Source organism: Kribbella orskensis, assembly GCF_004342085.1.
Taxonomy (GTDB): Bacteria; Actinomycetota; Actinomycetes; order Propionibacteriales; family Kribbellaceae; genus Kribbella; species Kribbella orskensis.
In genome coordinates, this window is sequence record NZ_SLWM01000006.1 from 108,610 (window position 1) to 132,916 (window position 24,307).

A 24,307-nucleotide genomic window follows, 5' to 3' on the forward strand; every position below is an offset into this window, starting at 1 on the left:
CAGGACGGCCCGCGCTGAACCGGCGGATATCGCGTTGGTTAATTAGTGTCTTCTCCTCCCGGTGGAAATGGCGTAATCTGCCGAACCTGGGGCTGCAGGGGGGAAATCATGAACACATTCTTTGGTCAGTCGGCCGTTGCCGGTCCGGCCGGGCGGCGCAGTCGCGTTCGCCGCCGGGCGGCGATGCTGGTGATCGCACCGACGTCCGCGTACCTGTTGCTGCTGACGAGCAGTCTGCTGGGCGGGCCGACCTTCAACAGTCCGCTGCTGCCTTACGCGGCCGGGCAGGCGCCCACCGAACCTCAGGCGGGGCTACTGCCTGTCGGTCCGGGCGGCGATACCTCGGTGCGGCTGGAGGGTATGCCGCCGACGCCAGGTGGCGCTGACGAGTCGACACCCGTCGGCCCGGGCGACCCGGCGCTGGATGTCAAACTGCCTGACGTCGTTGTGCCTGCCGGTACGGCGAACCGGGGCGCGCCGACGGTCGGACAGCAACAAACAGGTTCGACTGGGACCGCGTCGGCCGGGAAGACCCAACCCAAGGCTGGAACGCAGACCTCGCCGACCAACCAGACGACCACCTCGAAGTCTGGCACCACCACGGCGTCGAAGCCCGCCACCAAACCGACCGCGCCGGCTACCTCGCAGCCGACCCAGCCGGCCGAACCACCGGCCGAGCCGCCGCCGCCGGCTGAAGAGCCGACTGACCCGCCGGAGGCGTCGGGGCCGCTGGAGCCTGTGGTCGAGATCCTGACACCCGTGGTCGATCCAGTGGTCGACCTGCTCGAAGGCGTCGGCGGACTGCTCGGCCCGTAACCGCGGTTCCCGACTCGGCGGTCAACGTTTCGGACCGGTCAACCCTTCGGTCAGAGTTCAGAGGCGCGGAGCGGGCCGGACGAAGGGGAACGCGAGGGTGGCGCGGATGTTCTGGCCGGTGAGCATCATCATCACCCGGTCGACGCCGATGCCGAGCCCACCGGTCGGTGGCATCGCGTACTCGAGCGCACTGAGGAAGTCCTCGTCCAGCGACATCGCCTCGGGGTCACCCGCGGCCGCCTTCAGCGACTGCTCTGTCAACCGTCGCCGCTGCTCCACCGGATCCACCAGTTCGGAGTACGCCGTACCGATCTCTGCGCCGAAGGCGACCAGGTCCCACCGCTCGGCCAGTCGAGGGTTGTTGCGATGGGTCCGGGTCAGCGGCGACGTCTCGACCGGGAAGTCGGTGTAGAACGTCGGCAGGGTGGTCGTCGGCTCGACCAGTTCGTCGTACAGCTCGAGCACCAGTTCCCCTGCGGACAGGTCGAATCCGGCGTGTACGCCGTGCTCCGCACAGATCTCCCGCAACCGCTCGGCCGAGGTCCCGGAGTCCACCTGTACTCCGGCCACCCGGCTGACCGCGTCGTGCACGGTGACGACCGGCCAGTCGCCGGAGATGTCGATCTCGCCGTCCGGCCGCTGCACGACGGGTTTCCCGAACACCGCGGTGGCCGCCTCGATCAGCAGCTCCCGGGTCAGCTCGAGCATCGTGACGTAGTCGGCGTACGGCTGGTAGGCCTCGACCGAGGTGAACTCGGGGTTGTGGGTCGCGTCGGCACCCTCGTTGCGGAAGTTCCGGTTGAGCTCGAACACCTTGCCGAGCCCGCCGACGCTGAGCCGCTTCAGGAACAGCTCGGGCGCGATCCGCAGGAACAGGTCGGTGTCGTAGGCGTTGATGTGGGTGACGAACGGCCGCGCGTTCGCCCCGCCGTGCACAGCCTGCAGCATCGGCGTCTCCACCTCGATGAACCCGCGGCTCTCGAATCCGTTGCGCAAGGCCCGTACCGCGGTGCTGCGGTACTGCATCATCTGCAGGGACTCGGGGTTCATCACCAGGTCGAGGTGGCGCTGGCGGACCCTGGCCTCGGGATCGGTGAAGCCGTTTCGCTTGTCCGGCAGGGGATGCAGGCACTTCGCTGCCATCAGCCAGCTGGTCGCCGCGAGCGACAACTCGCCCCGGCGGCTGGTAACCACCTCGCCTGTGACGCTGACGTGATCGCCGATGTCGACAAGCCGACGCCAGTTCTCCAGCGAGGTGATGCCGCAGCTGTCGGTGGCGAGCATCACCTGGAGGCTCGACAGGCCGTCCTGCAGCTCGGCGAAGGCCAGCCCGCCGTGGTTCCGCATCCGGGTGACCCGGCCGGTGACGGATGCCTGGTGGCCGGTGTGGTGGTCGGCGGGCAGGTTCTGGTGCACTGCCCGGATCCGTTCCAGGGTTTCCGTCCTCGGCACCGAGACCGGATAGGGTTCGATGCCAGCGGCAACCAGTCCGGCGAGCTTGCCGCGACGGATCCGCTCCTGCTCGGTGAGCCGGCGATCCGGCAACGCGGGCCGCAGCAGCGCTTCCTCCTGCTCCCGAACCGCGAGGGCGAACTGGCCGCCGTCGGCCGCCATGATCGCGTGCCGCTCGGCGGTCTCCAGCGTGTCGACCCGCGTCCACGGCCGGGGTGCGGGCAGGAATCCCTCAGCCGTGCCGGCCGCGAGCAGCACCTGGGCAAGGGAAGCGCCGCGCGAGTAGCAGATCAGCCGGGGCGACCAGCGCGGCAGGTACTTCTCGTTCGACTGGTACAGACTCTCGAGCTGCCAGAACCGGGACGCGGCGGTGAGCAGGGCGTTGGTGAGCCGCAGTACCGGCCCGGCTCCGACCCGCTCGGCGTCGCTGAAGATCTCCCGGAACATGGCGAAGTTCAGTGAGATGTGGTGCACGCCGAGATCGCCGCAGGCGTCCACCAGCGCGTTGACCATGAACTCCATCAGGCCGTTCACGGACTCGGGATCGCGCCGCATCAGGTCCAGCGACACCCCGCGCACACCCCAGGGCACGAACGACAGCAGGCCCCGTACTGTGCCGTCGGCGTCCCGGGCGATCACCATCACACAACGGGCGTCGGATGCATCGCCGAGCCGGCCGAGGGCCATCGAGAAGCCACGCTCGGTCTGAGCTCCCCGCCAGTGCTCGGCGAGCTTGACGTACTTGGCGAGCATCGCGGGGGACAGGTCGCCCTGCCGGACTACCTCGGCGTGGTACCCGGACCGCTGGGCCCGGGTGACCGCCTGCCGTACGGGCCGCATCGTCCGGCCCTCGAGGGTGAAGTCCGCCACGTCGATGATCGCCTCGTCGCCCATCGCGAGCGCGCGCAGCCCCGCGTCGACGTACGCGTGGGCCGCCTCCTCGCTGGCGGACAGGACCGCGGGGGACCAGCCGTACGTCCGGGCCTCGGCGAGCCAGCGGTTGATGGCGCCGGGCCACGCCGCCGGATCGCCCAGCGGGTCGCCACTGGCCAGGCTGACCCCGTTGACCACCCGGTACGCGATCGCGGCCTCGTTGTCCGGGGAGAAGACCACGGCCTTGTCGCGCCGGGTGGCGAAGTACCCGAGCGAGTCGCGTTCGCCGTACTGGAGCAGCAGGCGGCGGAGGTGCAGTTCCTCGGGCTGGCTCAGGTAGCGGACCCGGCGGACCGAGCGGAGGAAGATGGCGAATGCGATCACCAGGGAGGCCGCCGAGATCGCGCCGACGGCCAGGCCGACCCAGCCGTGTCCCTCGTGGCCGGCGCCGATCCTGGTCCGGCTCTGGCCGAGCGCGGCCATCACCGCCCAGCCGATCTTCTCCTTCTGGCCGCTCAGGGTGTTCGGGAAGATCTGGGTCAGGGTGATGCTGACCGCGATCGAGATCATCAGCCCGGCGACCAGGGCGGCGATCGCCTGCCGCCGGCTACCGGGCGCGACCCGGGCCGGGAAGGCGCCGCGGATCTTCCACAGCAGCACGATCAGCGCGGAGACCACGACCAGCTGGGCGATGCCGCGCTCCAGGTCCTGGATCCTGGCCGGGCGGCCGAACTCCTCCAGCAGCGCGGCGTCGTCCGGATTGGCCAGCCGGACGCTGGTGAACGCGACCGCGGCGATCTGGGTGACCAGCCACAGCACCTCGAAGACCCACAGCACCCAGAGCAGCGCCGCTCGCTTCCCACGCAGCAAGGCACTGCCGATGACGGCGAGGTAGACCGCGGAGAAGAACGTGTGACCGGCCGGGATCCCGAAGAACTCGAAGGCCAGGTCGACCTTGCGCACGTACGCCGGTGCGAACAGGTGCAGCGGGATCGCTAGGAAGGACCAGACCGAGGCGGCCACGACGACGCGGCCGACCCAGACGGCCGCCCGGTGCTGCCAGTTCGGTACGTCCTGTTGCGATGACACGGTGCGATCATCCCACCTGCCACTTGGCGGCCTCTGCGACGCTGGCCCCCATGGCAGCCGTCCAGCTCCCGCGCGCGCACCGGGGCAGGTGTGCTAAATCTCGGCGACAGCGTCGCCCGCGGTGAGGCAGGCTTTGCTCCGATGAATACGCGCTGGGTGGTGCTGCCGGGGCTGGCCGAGACGCCTGAGGAGTTCGGCCGGGTCGTCTCGCTGCTGCCCTCCTGCGAGCTCCGCCTGATCGACCCCTGGCGTACTCCGGTCACCTCCGCCCCCGACGTGCTCAGCTCGGCCGCCGGGGTGGAGTCGCCCGTCGGCCTGGTCGGTCACTCCATTGGCGGACTCGCGGCGCTGCGGTGGATGCTCATCCGGCCGTTCGAGGTGGACCGGCTGATCCTGGTCGACACCAGCCTCACCTCGGAGACCGGCCTGCGCTGGCTCTACCCGGGCACTCCCGCCGACCGCGGGATCCGCGCACTGCTGGGATTCCTCGGCCGGATCGGCGTACCGGGGTTGCTCGGGCCGGCGGCGCGGCGGTTGCTGGTCCGGGTCGGCAGCGCGACCAACCGGGATCTGTTGTCCAAGGCAACAGCCAGGGCCCGGTACGGCGCGCCGGGGTCGTGGTTGCTCTTCTGGGACGAGCTGGCGAGCAGTTGGGCGCTGGCGGCGGAGGTGGCCGCGCTGCTGGAGCACCCGCCGGAGGACCTGCCGCCGACCGTTCTGCTGGTTGCCACCGGAGGCAGTTCCCGGTTCACCGCCAACCGCTGGCTGGCTGGTCAGCGTGCCCTCGCGGCCAAGCTGAACGCAACGGTCGAAGTCCTGCCCGACTCGGCCCACCTGGTCCACCTGGACCGGCCCGACGCGATCGCCGGCCTCCTCGTCCAGATCTGACCTCGTCGAGGCGTCGATCCAGGCCGCGCCTGTTCGTGTAGAGGGTGATCATGCCTATTGAGGAGGACTGATGGGTTTCACCGATGGGGAGATCGCCTACCTGCGGTCGCAGCCGCTCGCGCGGCTGGCGACGTTGGGGGAGGACGGGCAGCCCGACCTGGTCCCGGTGGCGTTCGAGCTCGACGACGGCGTCTTCTGGGTCGGCGGGGTGGGGCCGGACGTCGTGCAGACGCGGAAGTTCAGCAATCTGAGGGCCGGCCGCGACAAGGTCGCGCTGGTGATCGACGACCTGATCTCGCTGGAGCCGTTCATCGCTCGCTGCGTCCGGGTCTACGGTCGGGCGGAGCTGCCGATCGAGCGCGTCGGCATGGTCGGCCCCGGCCTCTACAGCCGCATCGTCCCCACCACGAGCTGGAGCTGGAACATCGAGGGCAGACCCGCCGGCGACACCTGGTACCCGGCCCACCGCACCGTGCATCAGCCAGACCGGGTGGACTAGCCCGGACCACGCGGGCCGGCCCGGACCAGGCGGGCGTCGTCAGCGCGGGGTCGGGAGCTTGCGCTGCCAGACCTCGTCCAGCGCCATCCGCATGGCACCGGTGACCACGGCGTCCTCGGCGAGGGCGGAGAGCTCGAGCTTGGGGTGGTTCAGCGTCAGCAACCGGAGCTGGTCGGAGATCGCGTCGAGCAGCACAGCACCCGCACGCGCCACACCGCCACCGATCACCACAGCGGTCGGGTCCAGCACCAGTACTGCGGGCGCCAGCGCCCGGGCGAAGTCGCGGGCCACCTGCTGCACGACCGCCTGCGCGACGGGATCACGCTCGGCCGCAGCGGCGAACACATCGGCCGTATCCAGCTGGTCCCGGCCGAGCTCCGCCAGCCGGGAGTCCGGGTTGTCGAGCACAGCCTGACGCCCGAGAGCAGCGATCGCCTCCGAGCCGACAGCGCGTTCCAGCGGGCCGCGGCTGTCCTCGGGGTTGATCACGTCGTCCGGGGCCGTGGCGATGAAGCCGATCTCACCAGCGGCGCCAGTGCCCCGGTGGAGCCGGCCGTCGATCACGATGCCGGCACCGAGCCGCTCGCCCCACTGAACGGCCAGCAGGGTCCCCGTGCCGCCACGGGCCGCTGCGATGGCCAGGGCCGCCAGGTTGGCGTCGTTGTCGAGAATCACCGGGCAGTCGAGCAGGCTGCGGACGTGTTTGGTCAGGTCGATCGCGGACCACCCCGGCACGCTCGGGACCAGCTGGACCCGGCCGGTGTGCTCGTCCACGATGCCGGGGCTCGCGGCGACCGCCGCGGCGATGTCCTCGGCCGGCACCTCCGCCTCGGCGAGCGCCTCGGTGATCACCTCGCTGATAACCCCCAGGAGCTCCTGGGCGGTCCACCCGGGCCCGGACCGGCGTACCAGCGAGAGCTTGCGGCCGGCCAGGTCGGAGACGCCGACGGTGACGCGGTGCGGGCCGACGTCCAGGCCGAGCACCGGCGCGGCGCGGCCGCGCAGGGAGACCCGGATGGCCGGGCGGCCGAGCGAGCGGTCCGCCGAGTCCGGGCCGTGCTGCTGCAGCCAACCGGCGTCCAGCAGTTCATCGACTGCCTGCGCCACGGTCGGTCTGGCCAGGCCGGTGCGTTCCACCAGTTCCGCGACCCGCAGCGGTGCGGGTGCCGAGCGGCGAACCGCGTCCAGCACCGCAGCGACGTTGATCCGCCGCAGCATCGTCGTACCGCCGCCGCCGACCGTTCCCTTGCCCATGTCCGACCCCTTGCCTGCCACTCACCCATCCTATATATAAAGCGAGCGTTCATAAATTAGCTGTCGCTTGCGCGCGCCGAGCACGCCCAGAACGCCGGGGCGGGCGGTCGCCCCGAAGTCCGTGAGTCGACAACTATCACTCACCAGCCGTCCACCTGCCCAGCACACGCACTGGGGCAGGGCTCAGTCCTGCAACACCGTCCGCGCGAAACTGCTGAGGGCCTCCCGGTCCGGCTGCTGGGTCTTGGTCATCAGGCTGGCGACGTGCTTCTCCACCGTCCGGGGTGAGATGTGCAGCCGCGACGCGATCGACTTGTTCCCGATCCGGTCCACCAGCAACTGCACGACCTCGAACTCCCTGGTGGTGATACCCAGCTGGCGCAGATTCGCCGGCACCTGGTCGGTTCCGCTCCGCCGCTGCGAGACCGTCGCCCCGAGCTGCCGCAACATGCTGCGGCAGGCGCTCGCCACCGCTGGAATCTCCGCATTGTGGAAGTAGTCCTCGGCCTGCCGCAGCCAGCTCACCGGCTCGCCCCACCCGTCGGTCGCCGCGGGCTGAGCAACCAGTCGCAGCCCGAGGTGCCGGGCCATCGGATAGAGCGAGGAGGTCTCCTGCGCCACCGACAGGATCGCGTTCGCCTCGTCGATCCGGCCGTCGCGCCCGAGCAGTACGGCGTGTGCGAGCTGGACGAACTGCTTGTTCCACCGCATCCCGCTCGCCGCTTTCGCCGTCACCGCCTCGAAGTGCGGCCACCCGTTCCGCCCGGCGAGGACGCCGAGCAGCAGGCCGAGCCCGTTCTTGCCGGAGGTGTGGAAGGTGGTCGGGTTCTGGGCGTCGTACGCGAGGGCCTGGGCCATCTCGGACTCGGCCAGCTCGTGGTTCTCCTCCAGCAGCGCGCAGAAGGTCCGGGCCAGGCCGTAGGAGTAGGGCAGCTCGTACGAGCCGCGCTCACCCCAGACGGCGACCTCCGCGAGCGTCTCCTCCATCGCGGCGCGCCGTCCCTGGTGCGCCTGCATGATCGCCTTCGTCACCAGCACGTACGCCGCGCCGCGGCCGAGCTTGAGCCGCCGGGTCACCTCCAGGCACTCCTCGAGGATCACCGCGGCCTTGTCGTACTCCGAGCGCAGGATCGCCTGTTGCCCGAGGATCCCGTCGACCTCGTACGCCAGCGGGATGGCGCCGATCCGCAGGGCCTGCTGGCGGGCTCGTTCCAGCTCGACCACGCTCCCGTTGGTCAGGCAGATCGTGCCGGCCTGGAACAGATGCGAACAGACCCGCTGGAACGTCATGTTGTGTTCTTCGGCGACCTGCCGGGCGCGATGGAAGTACGCGACGGACTTCGCCAGGTCGTGCTCGCGGGAGAGGATCCCCAGCAACTGCAGGGCGTCGCAGGCCACGGCCGGCAGCATGGCGCGTTCCGCGGCCTCGGCGGCGCGGGTGGCGAGCAGTGTCGCGGACCGGAGCCGGCCAGGGCTCGGCCGGGCCAGCTCGAGGTGGGCCGCGATCGCGTCCAGCGGGGCGAGATCCGCGTCACCGGCGTCCGGGCCGAGCAGGGAGCGTGCGGTCGCCACCTGGGTCATTGCCGCAGACCATCGGCCAGCCATGTGCTCGACGTTGGCGAGCTGGATGTGCAGCGCCGCGACCTTCCGGCCGTCCAGGTTGCGGTCGGCCATCTCCTCGATGGCGGTCGCGTGTTTGGCGCTGTTCTCGAACATGCCGGTCTCGCTCAGCGCGATCAGCAGCGAACCGAGCACCTCCGCGCGGTAGGTGGTGTCGGGATCCGCGGCGAGCAGGGTGTTCGCGCGTTCCAGCAGGTTCACCGCCGAGCCCATCGAGCCGTCGTCGAAGGATCTGCGGCCGGCCAGCGCGAACTGGCGGCCGGCCCGGGCCAGGTCGCCAGCGGTCTCGGCGAGCTCCGCGACCATCGGGCACCACTCGCCCGGCAGGCCGGGGTGGAGCTCCTCGATGGCGTCGGCACACCGCCGGGCCAGGATGGACCGCTCGGTCGGCGTCAGCCCGGCCAGCAGGGCGTCCGCGGTCAACGGATGGCGGAACGCGTACCAGTCGGGCACCGGCTCGTCCGGCCCGACCAGCTGGGCCGCCAGGCCGGCCCGCAAGGTCGCGAGCAGCAGCCGCTCGTCGGTCCCGGTGGCCTTGCGGACAACGCTGAGTGGGAATCGATGCCCGATCACCGCGGCCAGGATCAGCAGGTCCCGCGACTTCGGTCCGAGCTGGCTGGTCCGGCTGCCGATGCTGCGCACCACGGCGGCCGGGACGCTGGTCTGGAGTCCGTCGACGACCTGGATGCTGCCGTCCGGGCCGGACAGCAACTGGCCCGACCTGCCGAACTCCTGCAGCAGTTCCTCGACGATGAAAGGGATCCCGGCACTGTCCCGCCAGAGCTGGTCGGTGAGGTGGTCCGGTACGCCGCTCAGCGGCACTTCCAGGCAGCCCGCGACGAGCTCGCCGACCTCGTCACGGCCGAGCGGTTGCAGGTCGATCATCGCCGCGGTGCCTCGCTGGGCGGACAGCCGGGCGAGCTCCAGACCGGCGCACCTCTCGGAGCGAAGTGTGGCGACCAGCGCGATCGGCTGCTCGCTGAGGTTGTCCAGCAGGTACTCGACCACGGCCAGCGTCTCGGGATCGGAGCCGTGCAGATCCTCGAGCACCAGCAGGCAGCCCCGGTCACGGCCGGCCAGCGCGAGCAGGCGCAGGATGCCCTCGCCCAGCACGACCGCGGACGTCGCGGTCTCGTGGGCGGTGCCGTCGTCCCAGTCCGGGACCAGCCGACCGAGCACCTGACGGTACGGGCCGAGGCCCTCGGACGGCGGCATCTCGCCGCGCCGGATCAAGGACAGCAGCGCTTCGGTGAAAGGGCGGAAGGCCACCATGTTGCCGACGGCTCCGACCCGGCCGCGAAGGGTGGCCATGCCCTCGTCGAGCGCCTTGGTGGTACTCACCGCGGCCAGCCGGCTCTTGCCGATCCCGGGCTCACCGACCAGGAAGACCGCACCCCCGCGACCGTCACGTGCCGAGGCCAGCAGACCGCGGAGATGGTCGATCTCCCCGTCTCTGCCGACCACCTTCGGCGCATGGGTCTGCATGCTTGCTTACTTTAACGACGTGTCGGTCCGGTCGCAGTCGAATCGGCAGGTTGGTCCGAGCCGCCGGACAACGCGGACGACCGGTGCAGCAAACGTATGTTCAGCCGTCAGCGGACGTCCGCGACCGCCCGCCGACGGCTGGTCCATGGGGTTATTCGGCGATCGTCGGCCAGGTGCTGAAGGTCTCAGCGAGCGCGGCTACCCCGACGCTCGCGACACCGACCACGCCGGCCAGAGCCATCGCCCGGCGGCCGAGGCGCGAGCGGGTCGGCACGTCGATCGGGCCGAGCGGGTCGGTCTCGGCGGTCTGGGAGTCGAACTGGTCGTCACTGGAGGTGTTCTGGGCGGTCATGGTGTTTCCCCTGTCGGTGGTGGGTCGGGACCGGCTCTCAGCGCTGTGATGGGTGCCGGGGGCCGGTTGTCGGTTCGAGCAGCAGCACGGACGGAACCTGTCCGCCGAAGGCGAGGCGCAGCAGTCCGTAACCGATGCCCGCCAGGCCGGTCAGCAGACCGGCCGAGGCGACACCACGGGGACTACCACAGCGCGGCCCGTACTGCTGTACTGCGGCGAGCACCAGCCCGGCCCGGCGACGCCGGACCACCTCGATGGCGGGGTGTTCGCGTTCGGCGAGCCACATCAGTGGCTCCACCGCGCCGAGCTCGCCGTGACACAGACTCATGTCGGCGAGCACCGGACGTTCTGTGGCGGTCCTCAGGTACGCCTCGAGGTCCGCGGGGACACCGGCGCCGAGTCGCGCCAGTGCGGTACCGGCGTCGCCCGAACACCAACCTGCGTTGGCCGGACGGGTCCGCCGGTCAAGGTCGGCCGCCACCCGCGCGCCGTCCCGGTACTTCGCCTCCGGTACGTCGTACTGCCCCAGCGCCCAGGCGATTCCCTCGTACCCGCGGGCGAACCCGCCGGCCGGTGCGGGCAGTTCCCGGCGTACGCCGAGGTCGATGGCGGCCAGTAGCTCATCGGCATAGCGGGTGGCGAGCCGGGAGGCGGCAGGCTGGTCGTGGATCGCCTGCATCGCGGCCAGTCCACCGGCAGCGCCGTCGGCGAAGCCCGGGAACATCGTCGGGTCCGGGGGGATCCGCTCGGACAATTCCAGTGCTGTTGCGAGCCACTGGGGGATGTCGGAGTCGCCGAGCAGTTCCGCGAGCCGGCTGAGCCCGTAGCAGATCCCGCCCAGTCCGTGCAGCCCAGATCCCACCAGTTGCGCGGACTCCAGGTCCGTGGCGAGGGCCTCGAACAGCAAGGGGATCGGGCGGATCGCGTCCCGGGCGAGCTCGCTGTACTTGTCCGCGCCGGTCAGAGCAGCCACCTGGGCCAGGAAGAGCGCGGTACCGGTGTAGCCGTTGGAGAGCCCTGCTCCCATCGGCATGACGGCCCAGTGGTGGTCGTCGATGAGTTCGAGGCTCAGCCAGTTCGCCGGACCGCCGCTGTCGCCGAGCACCTGCGCGACGATCTCGTCGGCGATGTCGGTGGCGGCGGCCAGCAGTCGCTCGGGGTCTGCCTCTGCCGCGCCCAGGCCGGCCCTGTTCGCCGTACAGGCGTGCACGACGGGTTCCGGGCGGGTGGCCAGACAGGCGGAGATGATCCACTCCTGCCGGTGCTGGTCGATCTCGCTCATCGCCGCGATCTTGGCCTCGACTTCGGCAAGGCCCTGCGCAGCAAGGACTTTCGGGACCCGGGTGCCGTCCGCGGTCCAGAGGTCACGGCTGTCCGGCCGCGCCATGAACAGTGGTACGTCGCCGGCCCACAGGTCGGCCAGTTCGAACGGGACCAGGCGTCGCTGGCGAGGGTCGGCATCCCAGAGCAGGTCGAGCAACCGGCTCCGGCCGTCCGCGTCGCGCAGTGCGTCCGGGTGCGTCGACTCGTCCAGCAGCGCCACGTAGGTGGCGGTCGGCCTTGGCACGTAGCGGATCTCGTCGGCGGCGCAACGGGCGAGCATGCCGTCAGGGCCGAGCAACTCTCCCGAGTGCCGGGCGATCGCTTCATAGGCGGCCCGGAACCCTGTCAGCAAGGCGATCTCGTGGTCGCGCGGGTCCATCGGGACGTCGTCGAGCCGCGGCCGGTTCCGGCCGCCGCGGGTCCGGCCGGGCCGCCGGACCAGGTGCATCGAGTCCAGTCCGGGGTCCGCCCAGTCGACCGTGCTTCTCGGCGCTACCTCGCCCGCGTCCCCGCCCAGGCCGGACATGTCCGCGACCCCGTGCTCTCCGGTCAGCAGCAGCGGGAGCAGCGCTGTGCGATACACCGAGCTCCGCAGGGCCGCGTGGGCTGGGTCGTGGCTCAGTACTCCGACCGTGGCCGGGCTGGGGTGGAACAAGGTCTCGACGTCCACGAGCACCGGTTGGTCGCCATCGGCGATCAGGTTCTCGTAATGCATGTCGGTGCCGTCCAGCACGTACAGCAAGGCGAGCAGAGCGCCTTGCCGGTGGTAGAAGCGGCGTACTGCGGAGAGGTCCGCGCACGGGGTGTGCGGGACGTACCCGAGCCAGCCGTAGCCGGGGCGGCGGAGGAGCCGGACGGTGCGGATGCCCAGGCCGGTCCTGTCGTTCAGCCAGTCGACGAGTTCGTTGAAGTGGCCGTGCAGATCCAGCGGCCTGGGCTTGTAGACAACTTGCCGGCCGTCCGCGAAGGTGAGGGTCGCCGTCAGCCGGCCGCCGCGGTGCGGATCGCCCCCGGGCTCCACGCTGACCAGGGGCCCGGGGTCTGCACCCGCCAGCAACTCGGCGGTCAGTTGCTCGCGGTCATCGGCGAGACGCGTCAGCAACTCGAGGTGGCCCTCGACCGCCTGCCGACACGCCTCGCCCAGGACCCGGGCCAGCACCGGGTATGCCGCCAGGAACTCCGCCAGCTCGCTCCCTCCGACGAGCCGGTGGGTGAAGTCGAGGAATCGCTCGGCCGGGGTGTCCCCGGCAAGTTCGCCACGGTCTCGTGCCCGGGCCAGTTCCAGCACCAGCGTCCGGGAGGCCAGCTTGACCAGCCGGAGGCCGAGGCGCTGCAGGAACTGCTCGGTCAGGACGCCGGTCTGCCCCGCCGCGGCGAGGTCCTGCCGGGCCGAGGCCAGCAGTGGTTCGAGACACCGGACCAGGGCCTGTTGCCAGTCGTCGGCGACCGGCGGCGGGGTGGAGAAGGTGGTGGTACTGCGTTCGACGTACTCCGCCCACGCGGGCATCGTCCGGCCCAGCTCATGGGGGCCGACCCCGGCTGACCACCAGGCCTTGGCCTGGCTGGTCCGGGGTGTCCCGGTGGCGGTGGAGTTGAGCACGCGCTCAGGCTGCCATCGGCCTATGGGTGCTGCCATGGGTATGCGGCCCCCATATTCTGCGTGGGTTGTCCTGCTGTACCGCGGACTGTCCTGCTGTACCGCGGGATGGCGACTGGGGGTTGGCCACCCCGCGGTACAGCAGCGCCTGGCCGGACGACCTCTGGTGGAAGGTAGGCCGGCGCAGGAATTCAGGTGCGGCAGGTGACCGTTGTCGGGCCCCTGCGGTTCAGGTCACTCGTGGCCGGCCTCCTCGTGATCAGCGCGTCGATGACTGGGGGAACGCCGTGAACGATGCCCGAGCGCCGGAAGGGGCGGCAAGGGCCGTGAGCACCCAAATTCCCGCCGTCGCCCCGGCGTACAACCGTGGGGGAGCGTGGACCGGAACATGGGGGACGAACCCCCATGCGCTGAACAGCGGGGACTGCGACGGTGGGCTCGTGTACAGCCCAGCCGCTCCAGGCCTGCCGGTCTCCGCCCACTCGGTGCTCGACGTGGTGCCGCAGCTGGCCGGCCAGTCGGCGGCCGCTGCCCTGCGGGAGACCGCCGAGGTCGCGCAGACGGCGGACGACCTGGGCTACCGGCGGTTCTGGCTCGCGGAGCATCATGGCGTCCGCGGCACCGGCAGCGCCAGTCCGGCCGTGCTCGCCGCGATCCTGGCCGCCCGGACCGACCGGATCAGGCTGGGCTCGGGTGCCGTCCTGCTGACGAACCACCAGCCACTGGTGGTCGCCGAACAGTTCGCGGCCCTCGCTGCCGCCTACCCGAGCCGGATAGACCTGGGTGTCGCCAAGTCACCGAGTGCGCCGCCCAGCACGGCCGCCGCACTCGGGTGGACCGACAAAGCGTGGGACAGCTTTCCCCAACGGCTGGACGAGCTCTGCCGCTTCCTGCGGGACGGACTGCCCGGTCGTGCTCCAGTAGGGGATGTGCGGCTCGCGCTCGCGGGGTTGCCGCCGCCCGTCTTCGTCCTGGCGGACAGCCCGGCCGGAGCGCAGGTTGCCGCAGTACGTGGGCTGCCGGTGTTCCTCTCGCACCACTCGGCGTCGGCAGCCACGCTCGCGGCCGCCGCGGCGTACCGGGACAGCTTTGAGCCGACTGCTCCCACTGGCAAGCCGTACGTCGGGGTGACGGTGGGGGTGGTCGCCGCGGACACGGACGAGGAGGCGGTCAGCCGGCTGGCGGAGTACGTGCGGGTGAAGGGGCGGCTGAAGACAGCCTCGAACCGGGCGACTCCCGCGGAGCTGATGCACCTGCTGGAGCCGCCCATCACCAATCGCGAGCGGTCACGGGCCGAGCGGCTGCTGGACGACCCGGGGTACGTCGTCGGCTCCCGGTCCGGGGTTGCCTCGGGCCTGGCGACCGTGGCCGCCACCACCGGCGCGGACGAGATCATGCTGGTCCCGCTGGCCTTCGACAGCCTGGTGCGGTCCGCCATTCTGCGGACGATCGCGTCCGGCCTGACCCGCGCCATCCGGACCATCCCGCGCCACGCCCCGCACTTCGTCGCCACCGCCTGACCCAACGCTGCCAAGGCCCTTCACCGTCGTCCTATCGTGGAGAGTGCTGACTACTGAAAGGCAGACCGATGTCGCGGGAGCAGGAAGTCGTCGAGGCGTGTCCGGCTGAGCTCTTCATCGCCGGCAAGTGGCGAGCGGCCGAGGGTGGCAAGACTCTCGCGGTCGAGGATCCCTCCACCGGCACGACGTTGTGCGAGGTGGCGGACGCCAGTCCCGCGGATGGGCTGGCCGCGCTGGACGCGGCGGTCGAGGCGCAGGCGGACTGGGCCGCGACACCGCCGCGCGAGCGGGGCGAGATCCTGCGGCGCACGTACGAGTTGATGACCGAGCGCGCCGACGACCTGGCGCTGCTGATGACGCTGGAGATGGGCAAGCCGGTCGCTGAGTCGAAGGCCGAGATCGCCTACGCGTCGGAGTTCTTCCGCTGGTTCGCCGAGGAGGCGGTGCGGATCGACGGCGGCTACCAGGTCGCGCCGAACGGCAAGGGCCGCTTCCTGGTGATGCGGCAGCCGGTCGGGCCGTGCCTGCTGATCACGCCGTGGAACTTCCCGGCCGCGATGGGCGCCCGCAAGATCGGGCCGGCCGTCGCGGCCGGCTGCACGATGGTGATCAAGCCGGCCGCCCAGACGCCGCTGTCGATGCTGAAGCTGGCCGACCTGATGACCGAGGCTGGACTGCCGCCCGGCGTGCTGAACGTGATCACCACCAGCGACTCCGGCGGCGTGATGGAGCCGCTGATCCGCGACGGCCGGTCCCGCAAGCTCTCCTTCACCGGTTCCACCCCGGTCGGGCAGAAGCTGATCGAACAGTCCGCGGAGCAGGTGCTCCGGACGAGCATGGAGCTCGGCGGGAATGCGCCGTTCCTCGTCTTCGAGGACGCGGACCTGGACCAGGCCGTGGCCGGTGCGATGCTGGCGAAGATGCGCAACGGCGGCGAGGCCTGTACGGCGGCCAACCGGATCTACGTGCACTCGTCGTTGATGGACGAGTTCGCGACCAGGCTGACCGAGCGGATGTCCGCGCTGACGGTCGGCCGCGGTACCGAGGACGGGGTCGACCTAGGCCCGCTGATCGACGCCAAGCAGCGCGACAAGGTGAAGGAACTGGTCGAGGACGCGGTCGGCCGCGGCGCCCGGGTGCTGACCGGCGGAACAGTTGCTGAGGGCAACGGGTACTTCTACCCGCCGACGGTGCTGGCCGACGTGCCGAAGACCGCGCGGCTGCAGAAGGAGGAGATCTTCGGCCCGGTCGCGCCGCTGACCGCCTTCGACACCGAGGACGAGGCGGTCGCGATGGCGAACGACACCGAGTTCGGCCTGGTCTCCTACCTGTTCACCAAGGACGTCAACCGCGCGCTCCGGGTCAGCGAGCGGCTGGAGAGCGGCATGGTCGGCCTGAACCAGGGCATCGTGTCCAACCCCGCGGCGCCGTTCGGCGGCGTCAAGCACTCCGGCCTCGGTCGCGAAGGCGGCCCGGTCGGCATCGACGAGTACCTGGAGATCAAGTACATCGCCGTCGCGCAGGACTGATCAGCTCTCCCGGATCGCCCGCACGATCAACTCGTTGCGGGCGTTCTGGCCGAGCGGCACGGACGTGTGCAGGCCGTCGCGCAGATAGGTGCTGAGCCGCCCCGGCTGCGCGGCGGCGATCCCCGCGCTGAGCGCGCTGATGGCGGCAATCCCACCCCGGCTGCGATTCATCAGGCCCCCAGCTCCGTCGCCGCGTTCCCCTCACCCTGAAGAAACGCGGCGCAGCGACGGAACGCTGCATCGACCCGGCGACTTTCTGGCGGCCTGTTACTCCGCGAGCCAGGCCTGGATGGTCTCCTCGTCCGGCCGGGCCTCCGTGCCGATCGCGTGCGGGACGAACCGGGCGTAGTAGTCGGTGATCGGCCCGTCGGACTCGCGCACCATCATCCCGGCGGCCACGCCGTCGACCACCCAGCTGCCGATCACCGCGCGGTTGCCCTCGTACGACGGGAGCGGGTGCCACTCCTGGTAGACCATCGTCGAGGTGTCGTACGGACCCTCGTGCACGTGGTCGTCGGTCGAGGCGATCGTGTGGATCTGGATGTTGCTGCCCTCGCGGCCGTGCAGCGGCTTCGCCACCCACTCGAGCAGGTCACCCGGCGAGTCGAAGTACGCCGGCAGCAGGTTCGGGTGGTCCGGGTACAGCTCCCACAGCACCGGCAGGATCGCCTTGGTGGACAGCATCGTCTTCCAGATCGGCTCGATCCACTGCACCGGTTCCCGCTCGACCCCGGCCAGCACGTACCGGCCGAACTCGTCGTCGAGCATGTCCTCCCACGGGTAGAGCTTGAACGCGGTCCGGATCGGCCGCCCGCCCCAGTCCACGAACGCGCGTTGCTCCGACTCCCAGCCGAGGTCCTCGATCTCATGCCCGTACGTCGCCAGTCCCGCCATTGCCGCGGTATCGCGCAGGTAGGCCACCGTCATCGCCTCTTCGCCGGTGGTCTCGGCTCCGGAGTTGAAGAAGTGAGCCTCGTTCCCCGGGAAGCGACCGGCCGCGAGGTTCACGGCCCACCACTTGACCAGCCGGTCGTGCACCGAGTTCCACTGGTCGGCGTCGGGGAACACGTCCTCCAGCCAGTTCCACTGGATCACCGCGGACTCCAGCAGACCGGTCGGGGTGTCTCCGTTGATCTCGAGCATCTTCGGCTCGACCCCGTTCCAGGCCAGGTCGAACCGCGCGTACACCGACAGGTCGTCCCGCTTCAGTGACTCCCGAACCAGCGGCAACGTGCCGGAGGCGAGGCCCAGTTGCGAATCACTGAACCGATCGCCCGAGGCCATCACCGAGGCGGCGTGCTTGCACATCTCGTAGAGCTCCTCGGTGACGCGTTCGAGGTGCAGGACCTCCTCCAGCGTCACCTCGTACCAGGCGCTCTCGTTCCAGTACGGCCGCTCGCTGCCGTCGGGCATGTCGGTCATCGGGAAGACCAGGCCCTGCTCGACGACCTTGTCCTTCCAGTCCGGGCGCGGCTTGATCGAGTGACGCCACATCAGCCGCCGGAGCCCCCCTTGCCCGCCTTGCCGAAGCCGCCGCGGGTGATGGTGCCGATGTTGCCGCCCTTGGTGTCGAGCCCGCCGCGCTTGACGGTCGCAGTACCGCCCGCGGCGTTGCGCAGTCCGGCGGTGGTGTACGAGCCCGCCGCGGTGTTGTAGCGGCCGCCGATCGGTGGCACGAACGCGTTGCCGCGGGTGGCCATGTAGAACCAGAAGAAGCCCGCGCCGGAGCCGTGGTACTCGCGGTCGTCCTTGCAGTTGCCGTCGTCGGTGCGCTCCTGCGTCTGCGGGTCGACGCAGATCGCCGCGTAGTCAGGCTGGTCCTCGTCGTTGGAGCACCCGGTCAGGGACGCGGCGACCAGAGCGGTCAGCCCGAGCGTGATGCCCGCGCTCCGCATCCTCCTCTTGCCTGCCTGCGACCTCTGTTGGGTCATCGCCTTTCCCCTTCGGCGGGCGGCTTCATCGAGAACATGATGATGGCGCCCACGACCATCGTGACACCCACGACAACCAGGGGACCGGTGCCGACGTCCGCGACGGCCAGCACGAGCACGACGACGAAGGAGCCGGCCGCGACGAGAGGGATCACCGCGCGCTGCAATACCCGCCCGCGGATCGCCCCGCTGAAGTACACCGGTACGGCGAGCGCCGTGGCCACGTAGTACAGCGACACCAGCACGGAGACCGCCGCGACAGAGTCAGCCAGTACTGCGTCCGACGTGAGCACGAGCGTCACGTAAACGAGCACGCTGGCTGCCGCGAACACCCAGGTGGACACGCTGGGGGTCTGGTAGCGAGCGGAGATCCGGGCGAACTGCCCGGGGAACGCGTCCCGCCGGGCCATCGATAACATCGTCCGGGCTGTCGGCAGGATCGTCGTCTGGGTCGAGGCCAGGGCGGACACCAGCACCGCGCCGATCAGGACCTTGCCGCCGGCCGTGCCGAGGAGATCCGTGCTCAGGATCGCGAAGAAGTCGTCGTCGGCGATCTCTGTCAGCGGGTCCACCCCGGCGTACGCGATCGCCGCCCACGTGACCACGACGTACAGCACGATCAGGAATGCGTTCGCGATCAGCGCGGCGATGGCGGGAGTACGGCGGGGGTCGCGCGACTCCTCGTTGACGCTGAAGGAGGAGTCCCAGCCCCAGTAGAGGAAGATCGCCACCAGGATCCCCGCGGCCCACGCGCCATCGCCGGTCTCCGAGAACGCCGGGATGCGGAGCGTGCCGGCCTCCTGGAACGCGTTGATCACGAACCACAACAGCGCGAGGACTTCCACGCTCACCAGGATCAGCTGGGTCCAGGCGGCGACCCGGATGCCGCGGTAGGCGAGCAGGGCCATGCCGAGGATGAACACTGTGCCCAGGGCGGCCTGCGCGAGTCTGGAGTCGGCCGCGCTGTTGAGACCGAGCAGGTCGTAGGTGTAGACGGCGGCCACCTGGGCGAGGTTGCTCATCACGAGCACGCACGCCATCACCGTGGTCCACCCGACCATCCGGCCGATGCCGAGCCCGAACGCCTTCTCGGTCCACGGGAACGTCGTACCGCAGTCCGGCTCGGCCCGGTTCAGCTCGCGGAAGCACAGGGCCACCAGGACCACCGGGATCGCGCTGACCGCGAGCAGCAGCGGAGCGGCGGCGCCGACGTACCCGACAAGCAACCCGACCGACACGGCCAGTGAGTACGCCGGGGCGGTGGAGGCGATCCCGATCGCGGTGGACGACCCGATGCCCAGGGTGTTCCGGCGCAGGCTCCGGCCCCGGGAGCGCGAGTCAGCGGTCGTGGTCATCGCCCCCAGGGTCGCACGCGACCGGTTCGGGTCAGCAGGACCCGGGGGTCAGACCCAGGCCTCAGGCCCAAGCGCGGTGGGGCCACTCGTCGCTGAGGATGGACCAGACCTGTACGTCGTGCAGCTCGCCGCGGTACGGGAAGGCCTGGCGGAGGGTGCCCTCCAGGGTCATCCCGAGCCGCTGGGCGACCGCGACGCTGCGGGTGTTCGCCGGCACGCACCGCCACTCGACCCGGGTCATCCCGCGGGTTCCGATCGCCCAGTCGACCAGTTGCTGCGCGGCTCGGGTGATCAGCCCGTGCCCCTCCGCCTCGGCCGACAGCCAGACGCCGATCTCGCAGCTGCCCCAGGCGGCCTCGAAGGTACGGAACAGCAGCCCGCCGACGAGTTCCCCGTCCAGCCAGATTCCGTAGATCCGGCCCTCGTCGGCCGCCTGGCGCTTCGCGTACCGCTCGAGGAAGTCCCGCGCCTTCTCCTCGTCGACGACCACCTCGGCCCAGGGGATGTACGGCTCGATGTTGGCGCGGGCTTTGTCCACGTGCGCCAGGAACTCGGCCGCCTGCCACGGCTCGAGCGGGCGGAGCTCGGCATTCTCGGTGATCTTCGACGCGAACAAGGCGGCCTCCCCGGAGTACATAACAAACGTTCGGTACGTACTATAACCCTGTACGGGTGGAGCTTCTACGGGGATCCCCCGGGAGCAGGAGGTGGACGATGCCGGCGAAGACGGACCACGACGCCAGGCGGCGGGACGTGTCGGCCGCGGTCTGGCGAGTCCTCGCCGCCCAAGGCTTCGGCGGGCTGACTCTGCGCGCGGTCGCGGCCGAGCTGGGCGCCACCACAGGCCTGGTGACGCACTACTTTCCCTCCAAGCAGGCGCTGATCGTGCACGCACTGGAGGTCGCGGAGACGCACACCCGTGCACTCGTGCCATCTCTCGAGGGTGTTCACGGCTTGGAAGCGCTGCGGCAGGCGCTGGCCGCAGTATTGCCGTTGACTCCAGAAGGCACCGAGATCAACCGCGTCTGGGTGAGCTCCTGGGACGCCGCCCTGGCCGATCCCGAGCTGCGCGCGCTGGAGAAGGCCCGCTACAAACGCTGGCGGTCCCGGTTGAAGCCCCTCGTCATCGAGGCCCAGAACGACGGCGACCTGCCAACAGGTGACCCGGATGACCTGGTAGCAGCCCTAGCAGCCTTCACCCACGGCCTCGTAGTGCAGGCACTCTTCGACCCGCGGACCTTCCCTCGCCAACGGCTGCTCGCCGTCCTCGGTTCCCACCTCGAAGGGCTCCGTCCCTAGGAGAGACTGGTGCCACCTGCTCGATCGGGACGACCGTTTCTGATGCGCGTGTACGTGGATAGCAGCGCACTGATCAAGCGGGTGATCGTGGAGGAGGAGTCCGACGAGCTGGTCGATTTCCTCGATGCGCATTACCACCAAGCCGACATCCTGGCGTCGTCTTCGCTCGCCTGGGTCGAGGTGTCCCGCGTGGTGCTGGCGCGCGCCAAGTCGTCGACCGATACCGGCGATCTTATCGACGGAGCGATGTCCGGAATCGACGAAAGGTCGATGACAGCCGAGGTCGTCAGCGTGGCCCGCCGGATAGAGCCGCTGATATTGCAGAGCCTCGACGCAATTCACCTTGCGACGGCCGTGTTGATCGACGCCGACCTCGTCGTCACGTATGACGACCGGCTGGCCGACGCTTGCCGCCGCAACTCTCTCGCCGTCGCGATGCCTGGTCGCGATTGACTACTCCACGACGAGGTTGAGGCGTTGGATGCCCCAGTTGTCGGTTGACGGGCCGTAGACCTGGTAGTGCGCGCCGGCGCAGGGGTTCGCATCGGTCACCTGCAGCGTCGGCTGACCCCAGTCGCTGATCCACTGCAGGGCCTGCCCGTTGCGGAACGCCCGGTACGCCTTCGCGCCGGCGACCCGGTTGAAGGTGAAGGTGACCCGGCTGTCGGACCCTAGGCGGCCGTTGATCCCGGTCGGCGCCGGCAGCCGCCCACTCACGTCGTACAGCGGGGCGGTGGTTCGTTGCACGAACAGACCTCCAGGACGGGGCGGGGACCATGAGGTTGCGAACTGTCAGCACCCAGTAGGGGGTGCCGCGATCACTTAGTCAAGGTCTCGACGTAATTGCTTTCGGGCCCGTCCTGGAGGGCCTGCCATCAGGTCAGCAGGTCGTTCGCCGATCGCAGCACCGGTACGCCGAGCGCGCCGGCCGGGGTGGACGCGCCGGTCACGTGGAAGGTGTGCGACTCGCCCGCGCTCAGGGTGATCAGGCCGCTGTCGACCCGGGCCGAGGCCTCCAGCCGGTCCGGGAACAGCGCCAGGTCCTTGGCGAGCGCGGTCGCCGTCACCGTGACGTCGTAGCCGTTCTCGGTGCCGGCCACCTCGGCGGTGTAGGCGTCCCCGTCCAGCTTCAGCGCGGTGTCCTCCGCGAAGTACCAGTACGCCGACGCACCGTCGGCGGCCCGGACCTCCACGTACTCGGTCGCCAGCTCACCGGCCGTGGCGACTGACGCCGGCAGCGAGTTGAGCACCGCCGAGCGAGCCGGGACCTCCAGCGCGAAGGTCTCGCTCGCCAGTACCTCGCCACTCTTCGCGGTGCTGCGCCGGGACACCGTCACCTCGGTGCTCCAGGCAACGTCCGTGTCGTTGTGAGCGGCAACCACCGGGCCGTCCTCGCGAGGTTGCACCGTCAGCAGGCGGTCGGCGTACACGCGGCGCAGGGCGAACCACAGCGGCTTGCGGATGCCGTGCCCGTCGACGGCGGCCCAGGAGACGACCGGCCAGTTGTCGTTCAGCTGCCAGACGATCGCGCCGGTGTTCAGCGGGAACAGGCTGCGGAAGTGCTCGATGCCGTAGGCAACCGCCCGGGCCTGGTTCAGCTGGGTGGTCCAGTGCCAGTCGTTGATGTCCTTCCACCTCGGCAGGTGCTCGCCGAGTCCCCGCTCCAGCTTGAGGTTGCCCTCGAACGCCTTCTGGTGCACCAGCATCTGCTCGCCGTACGGGTCGAGCGGCTGGTCGTGCACCACCGAGGTCAACGTCGACCAGGCGGGCGGCCCCTGGAAGCCGAACTCGGAGACGAACCGTGGCTTGTAGTTGCGGTACGTCGAGTAGTCCACCTGGTTCCAGACGTCCCAGATGTGCATGGTGCCGTTGCGCTCGTCGTTCGGGTGAATGTACCGGTCGTAGGAGAACGGGCTGCCCGCGCTGTACGGCGTACGAGGGTCGAGCTCGGCGACGATCGCGGGGAGCAGGTCGAAGTAGTACCCCTCGCCCCAGGTGCGTCCGGCCAGCGGCGCGCGCCAGCCCCACTCGACGTACCCCCAGATGTTCTCGTTGTTGCCGTTCCAGAGCGCGAGGCTGGCGTGCCGGCTCAGCCGGGTGACGGCCTGTCGTGCCTCGGCCTCCACCTCGCCTCGCAGGGGCTCCTCCTCGGAGTACGCGGCGCAGGCGAAGAGGAAGTCCTGCCAGACGAGCACGCCGAGCTCGTCGCAGACGTCGTAGAAGTCGTCGCTCTCGTAGATGCCGCCGCCCCAGACGCGGAGGAGGTTCATTCCTCCGTCGATGGCGTCGCGGATGCTGCTTTCGTAGGTCTCGCGGTTGAGCCTGGTGACGAAGGCGTCGTCAGGGATCCAGTTCGCGCCGCGCACGTAGACGGGCTTGCCGTTGACCGACAGGACGAATGGGCCACCGTTCTCGTCGGGGGCGACGTTCATGGTGATCGTGCGGAACCCGACCCGGCCCCGCCACCCGTCGGACTGCGCGTCCGCCTCGAGGGACACGGTCACGTCGTACAAGGGCTGGTCGCCGTACCCGCGTGGGTACCAGCGGTCGACCGCGTCGACCGTCGAGGTGACCGTGGCCTCGGTGGAGCCGGCCGGGACGGTCACCTGGTTCGTGGTGCCGCCGACCTCGACGGTGATGGTGGCGTCAGTGGAGAAGCCTTCGGCCCACGCGAGCGCGACCTTGGTGTCCAGCACGCCGCGGTCCTCCTCGAGGCCGGCGAGCGGACGCACCGAGTCGATCCGTACGCCGGTCCAGGACTCGATCCGGATCGGCCGCCAGATCCCGACGGTGGCGACATCCGGTCCCCAGTCCCAGCCGAAGTTGCTCGCCATCTTGCGGATCGCGTTGTAGGGATGGAGGTTCGTGTGCGGCCAGAGCCCGGACTCCTCGGACAGCCGGTTCGCGGTCGTCACCGGGGAGGCGAACTCGATCACCACTTCGTTGCCCTCGGCAATGAGGAGTCCGGTGACGTCGAACCGGTACGAGCGGTGCTGGTTGCAGGTGCGACCGAGCTCGGTGCCGTTCAGCGTCACCGTGGCGGCCGTGTCGAGGCCCTCGGCAACGAGTTCCTGGACGGCCTGCTGGTCGTCGGCCCAGTCGAAGACCGTGCGGTAGGTCCAGCTGGTCAGGCCGATCCAGGCGAGCTCGCCCTCGTTGTCGCCGTCGAACGGATCCGGGATCACGCCCGCCGTCAGCAGGTCGGTGTGCACCTCGCCGGGGACGGTGGCGGCGACCGGTGTGGTCAGCAGGTCGCCCTGCCCCTCCGGCACCGGGCCATCGACCGCCCGCACGGTCCAGGCGGCACCGCCTGCGGTGGTCAGCGGGACAGTCCTGAGAGTGGATTTCACAGACGGATCTCTTTCGGGAGAGGGGTGCTTGACCGGTTTACTTGATTGACGCGACGAGGTCTGCCGGCCCGCTGT

The 24,307-nt window shown here is 70.1% G+C and carries 19 protein-coding genes; 7 read left to right on the forward strand and 12 right to left on the reverse strand.

The window, feature by feature from the left end:
• Positions 1 to 108: 108 nt before the first annotated feature.
• The gene (locus EV644_RS44610) at positions 109 to 816 is read left to right on the forward strand and encodes a hypothetical protein (protein WP_158292866.1); all 708 of its coding nucleotides are present in this window, start codon (positions 109 to 111) and stop codon (positions 814 to 816) included.
• A 57-nt stretch (positions 817 to 873) separates the two neighbouring features.
• Here the strand turns inward: EV644_RS44610 and lysX are convergent, their stop codons facing one another.
• Complete coding sequence (gene lysX / locus EV644_RS18415; RefSeq protein WP_132189527.1) at positions 874 to 4,230, reverse strand: bifunctional lysylphosphatidylglycerol synthetase/lysine--tRNA ligase LysX; 3,357 nt, start codon at positions 4,228 to 4,230, stop codon at positions 874 to 876.
• Between the two features lie 141 nt (positions 4,231 to 4,371).
• Here lysX and EV644_RS18420 point away from each other — a divergent pair, with 141 nt between their 5' ends.
• A complete protein-coding gene (locus EV644_RS18420; RefSeq protein ID WP_132189528.1) occupies positions 4,372 to 5,118 on the forward strand; it encodes an alpha/beta fold hydrolase in 747 nt (248 codons plus the stop codon).
• Between the two features lie 70 nt (positions 5,119 to 5,188).
• Positions 5,189 to 5,617 (forward strand): PPOX class F420-dependent oxidoreductase, encoded by a 429-nt coding sequence (locus EV644_RS18425; protein WP_132189529.1) that lies wholly within the window; start codon positions 5,189 to 5,191, stop codon positions 5,615 to 5,617.
• 39 nt (positions 5,618 to 5,656) lie between these two features.
• On the opposite strand, the gene EV644_RS18430 is transcribed toward EV644_RS18425, so the two are convergent.
• From EV644_RS18430 to EV644_RS18445, 4 genes are all read right to left on the reverse strand, one after another.
• Complete coding sequence (locus tag EV644_RS18430) at positions 5,657 to 6,892, reverse strand: ROK family transcriptional regulator (RefSeq protein ID WP_132189530.1); 1,236 nt, start codon at positions 6,890 to 6,892, stop codon at positions 5,657 to 5,659.
• Positions 6,893 to 7,054: 162 nt separating this feature from the next.
• Positions 7,055 to 9,976, reverse strand: a complete 2,922-nt coding sequence (locus tag EV644_RS18435) for an ATP-binding protein (RefSeq protein ID WP_132189531.1) — start codon at positions 9,974 to 9,976, stop codon at positions 7,055 to 7,057.
• A 151-nt stretch (positions 9,977 to 10,127) separates the two neighbouring features.
• Positions 10,128 to 10,328 (reverse strand): hypothetical protein, encoded by a 201-nt coding sequence (locus tag EV644_RS18440; protein WP_132189532.1) that lies wholly within the window; start codon positions 10,326 to 10,328, stop codon positions 10,128 to 10,130.
• 37 nt (positions 10,329 to 10,365) lie between these two features.
• A complete protein-coding gene (locus EV644_RS18445; protein ID WP_132189533.1) occupies positions 10,366 to 13,251 on the reverse strand; it encodes a type 2 lanthipeptide synthetase LanM family protein in 2,886 nt (961 codons plus the stop codon).
• A 323-nt stretch (positions 13,252 to 13,574) separates the two neighbouring features.
• Between EV644_RS18445 and EV644_RS18450 the strand changes: the two genes are divergently transcribed.
• Positions 13,575 to 14,768, forward strand: a complete 1,194-nt coding sequence (locus tag EV644_RS18450) for an MsnO8 family LLM class oxidoreductase (protein WP_241998340.1) — start codon at positions 13,575 to 13,577, stop codon at positions 14,766 to 14,768.
• Between the two features lie 68 nt (positions 14,769 to 14,836).
• Entirely contained in the window at positions 14,837 to 16,297 is a 1,461-nt protein-coding gene (locus EV644_RS18455; RefSeq protein WP_132189534.1) for an NAD-dependent succinate-semialdehyde dehydrogenase, read from the forward strand.
• Here EV644_RS18455 and EV644_RS44615 read toward each other — a convergent pair whose 3' ends face one another.
• The 5 genes from EV644_RS44615 to EV644_RS18475 all read right to left on the reverse strand — a co-directional run bounded on the left by EV644_RS44615 (position 16,298) and on the right by EV644_RS18475 (position 20,199).
• Entirely contained in the window at positions 16,298 to 16,468 is a 171-nt protein-coding gene (locus EV644_RS44615) for a hypothetical protein (RefSeq protein WP_158292867.1), read from the reverse strand.
• 96 nt (positions 16,469 to 16,564) lie between these two features.
• Positions 16,565 to 17,791, reverse strand: coding sequence for a glutathionylspermidine synthase family protein (locus EV644_RS18460; RefSeq protein WP_132189535.1), 1,227 nt, complete (start codon positions 17,789 to 17,791; stop codon positions 16,565 to 16,567).
• On the reverse strand, positions 17,791 to 18,228 hold the full coding sequence (locus EV644_RS18465; protein WP_241998342.1) for a hypothetical protein: 438 nt from the start codon (positions 18,226 to 18,228) through the stop codon (positions 17,791 to 17,793). Before EV644_RS18465 ends, EV644_RS18460 begins: the two co-directional genes overlap by 1 nt.
• Positions 18,225 to 19,583 (reverse strand): APC family permease, encoded by a 1,359-nt coding sequence (locus EV644_RS18470; protein ID WP_241998344.1) that lies wholly within the window; start codon positions 19,581 to 19,583, stop codon positions 18,225 to 18,227. Before EV644_RS18470 ends, EV644_RS18465 begins: the two co-directional genes overlap by 4 nt.
• A 61-nt stretch (positions 19,584 to 19,644) precedes the next feature.
• The gene (locus tag EV644_RS18475) at positions 19,645 to 20,199 is read right to left on the reverse strand and encodes a GNAT family N-acetyltransferase (RefSeq protein ID WP_132189536.1); all 555 of its coding nucleotides are present in this window, start codon (positions 20,197 to 20,199) and stop codon (positions 19,645 to 19,647) included.
• A gap of 98 nt (positions 20,200 to 20,297) precedes the next feature.
• Here EV644_RS18475 and EV644_RS18480 point away from each other — a divergent pair, with 98 nt between their 5' ends.
• Both EV644_RS18480 and EV644_RS18485 read left to right on the forward strand, forming a co-directional pair.
• Entirely contained in the window at positions 20,298 to 20,882 is a 585-nt protein-coding gene (locus tag EV644_RS18480; protein ID WP_132189537.1) for a TetR/AcrR family transcriptional regulator, read from the forward strand.
• 42 nt (positions 20,883 to 20,924) lie between these two features.
• The gene (locus tag EV644_RS18485) at positions 20,925 to 21,335 is read left to right on the forward strand and encodes a type II toxin-antitoxin system VapC family toxin (protein ID WP_132189538.1); all 411 of its coding nucleotides are present in this window, start codon (positions 20,925 to 20,927) and stop codon (positions 21,333 to 21,335) included.
• On the opposite strand, the gene EV644_RS18490 is transcribed toward EV644_RS18485, so the two are convergent.
• Positions 21,336 to 21,629: a hypothetical protein gene (locus EV644_RS18490; RefSeq protein WP_199239888.1), complete on the reverse strand. Its 294-nt coding sequence runs from the start codon at positions 21,627 to 21,629 to the stop codon at positions 21,336 to 21,338.
• A gap of 128 nt (positions 21,630 to 21,757) precedes the next feature.
• Positions 21,758 to 24,232 (reverse strand): glycoside hydrolase family 2 protein, encoded by a 2,475-nt coding sequence (locus EV644_RS18495; RefSeq protein ID WP_241998346.1) that lies wholly within the window; start codon positions 24,230 to 24,232, stop codon positions 21,758 to 21,760.
• Positions 24,233 to 24,307 lie beyond the last annotated feature (75 nt).

Coding starts and splice junctions, on each gene's coding strand:
- EV644_RS44610 (WP_158292866.1), top strand. CDS start 109: ATGAACACATTCTTTGGTCAGTCGGCCGTTGCCGGTCCGGCCGGGCGG.
- EV644_RS18420 (WP_132189528.1), top strand. CDS start 4,372: ATGAATACGCGCTGGGTGGTGCTGCCGGGGCTGGCCGAGACGCCTGAG.
- EV644_RS18425 (WP_132189529.1), top strand. CDS start 5,189: ATGGGTTTCACCGATGGGGAGATCGCCTACCTGCGGTCGCAGCCGCTC.
- EV644_RS18435 (WP_132189531.1), bottom strand. CDS start 9,976: ATGCAGACCCATGCGCCGAAGGTGGTCGGCAGAGACGGGGAGATCGAC.
- EV644_RS18440 (WP_132189532.1), bottom strand. CDS start 10,328: ATGACCGCCCAGAACACCTCCAGTGACGACCAGTTCGACTCCCAGACC.
- EV644_RS18455 (WP_132189534.1), top strand. CDS start 14,837: ATGTCGCGGGAGCAGGAAGTCGTCGAGGCGTGTCCGGCTGAGCTCTTC.
- EV644_RS44615 (WP_158292867.1), bottom strand. CDS start 16,468: ATGAATCGCAGCCGGGGTGGGATTGCCGCCATCAGCGCGCTCAGCGCG.
- EV644_RS18460 (WP_132189535.1), bottom strand. CDS start 17,791: ATGTGGCGTCACTCGATCAAGCCGCGCCCGGACTGGAAGGACAAGGTC.
- EV644_RS18465 (WP_241998342.1), bottom strand. CDS start 18,228: ATGACCCAACAGAGGTCGCAGGCAGGCAAGAGGAGGATGCGGAGCGCG.
- EV644_RS18470 (WP_241998344.1), bottom strand. CDS start 19,583: ATGACCACGACCGCTGACTCGCGCTCCCGGGGCCGGAGCCTGCGCCGG.
- EV644_RS18480 (WP_132189537.1), top strand. CDS start 20,298: ATGCCGGCGAAGACGGACCACGACGCCAGGCGGCGGGACGTGTCGGCC.
- EV644_RS18485 (WP_132189538.1), top strand. CDS start 20,925: ATGCGCGTGTACGTGGATAGCAGCGCACTGATCAAGCGGGTGATCGTG.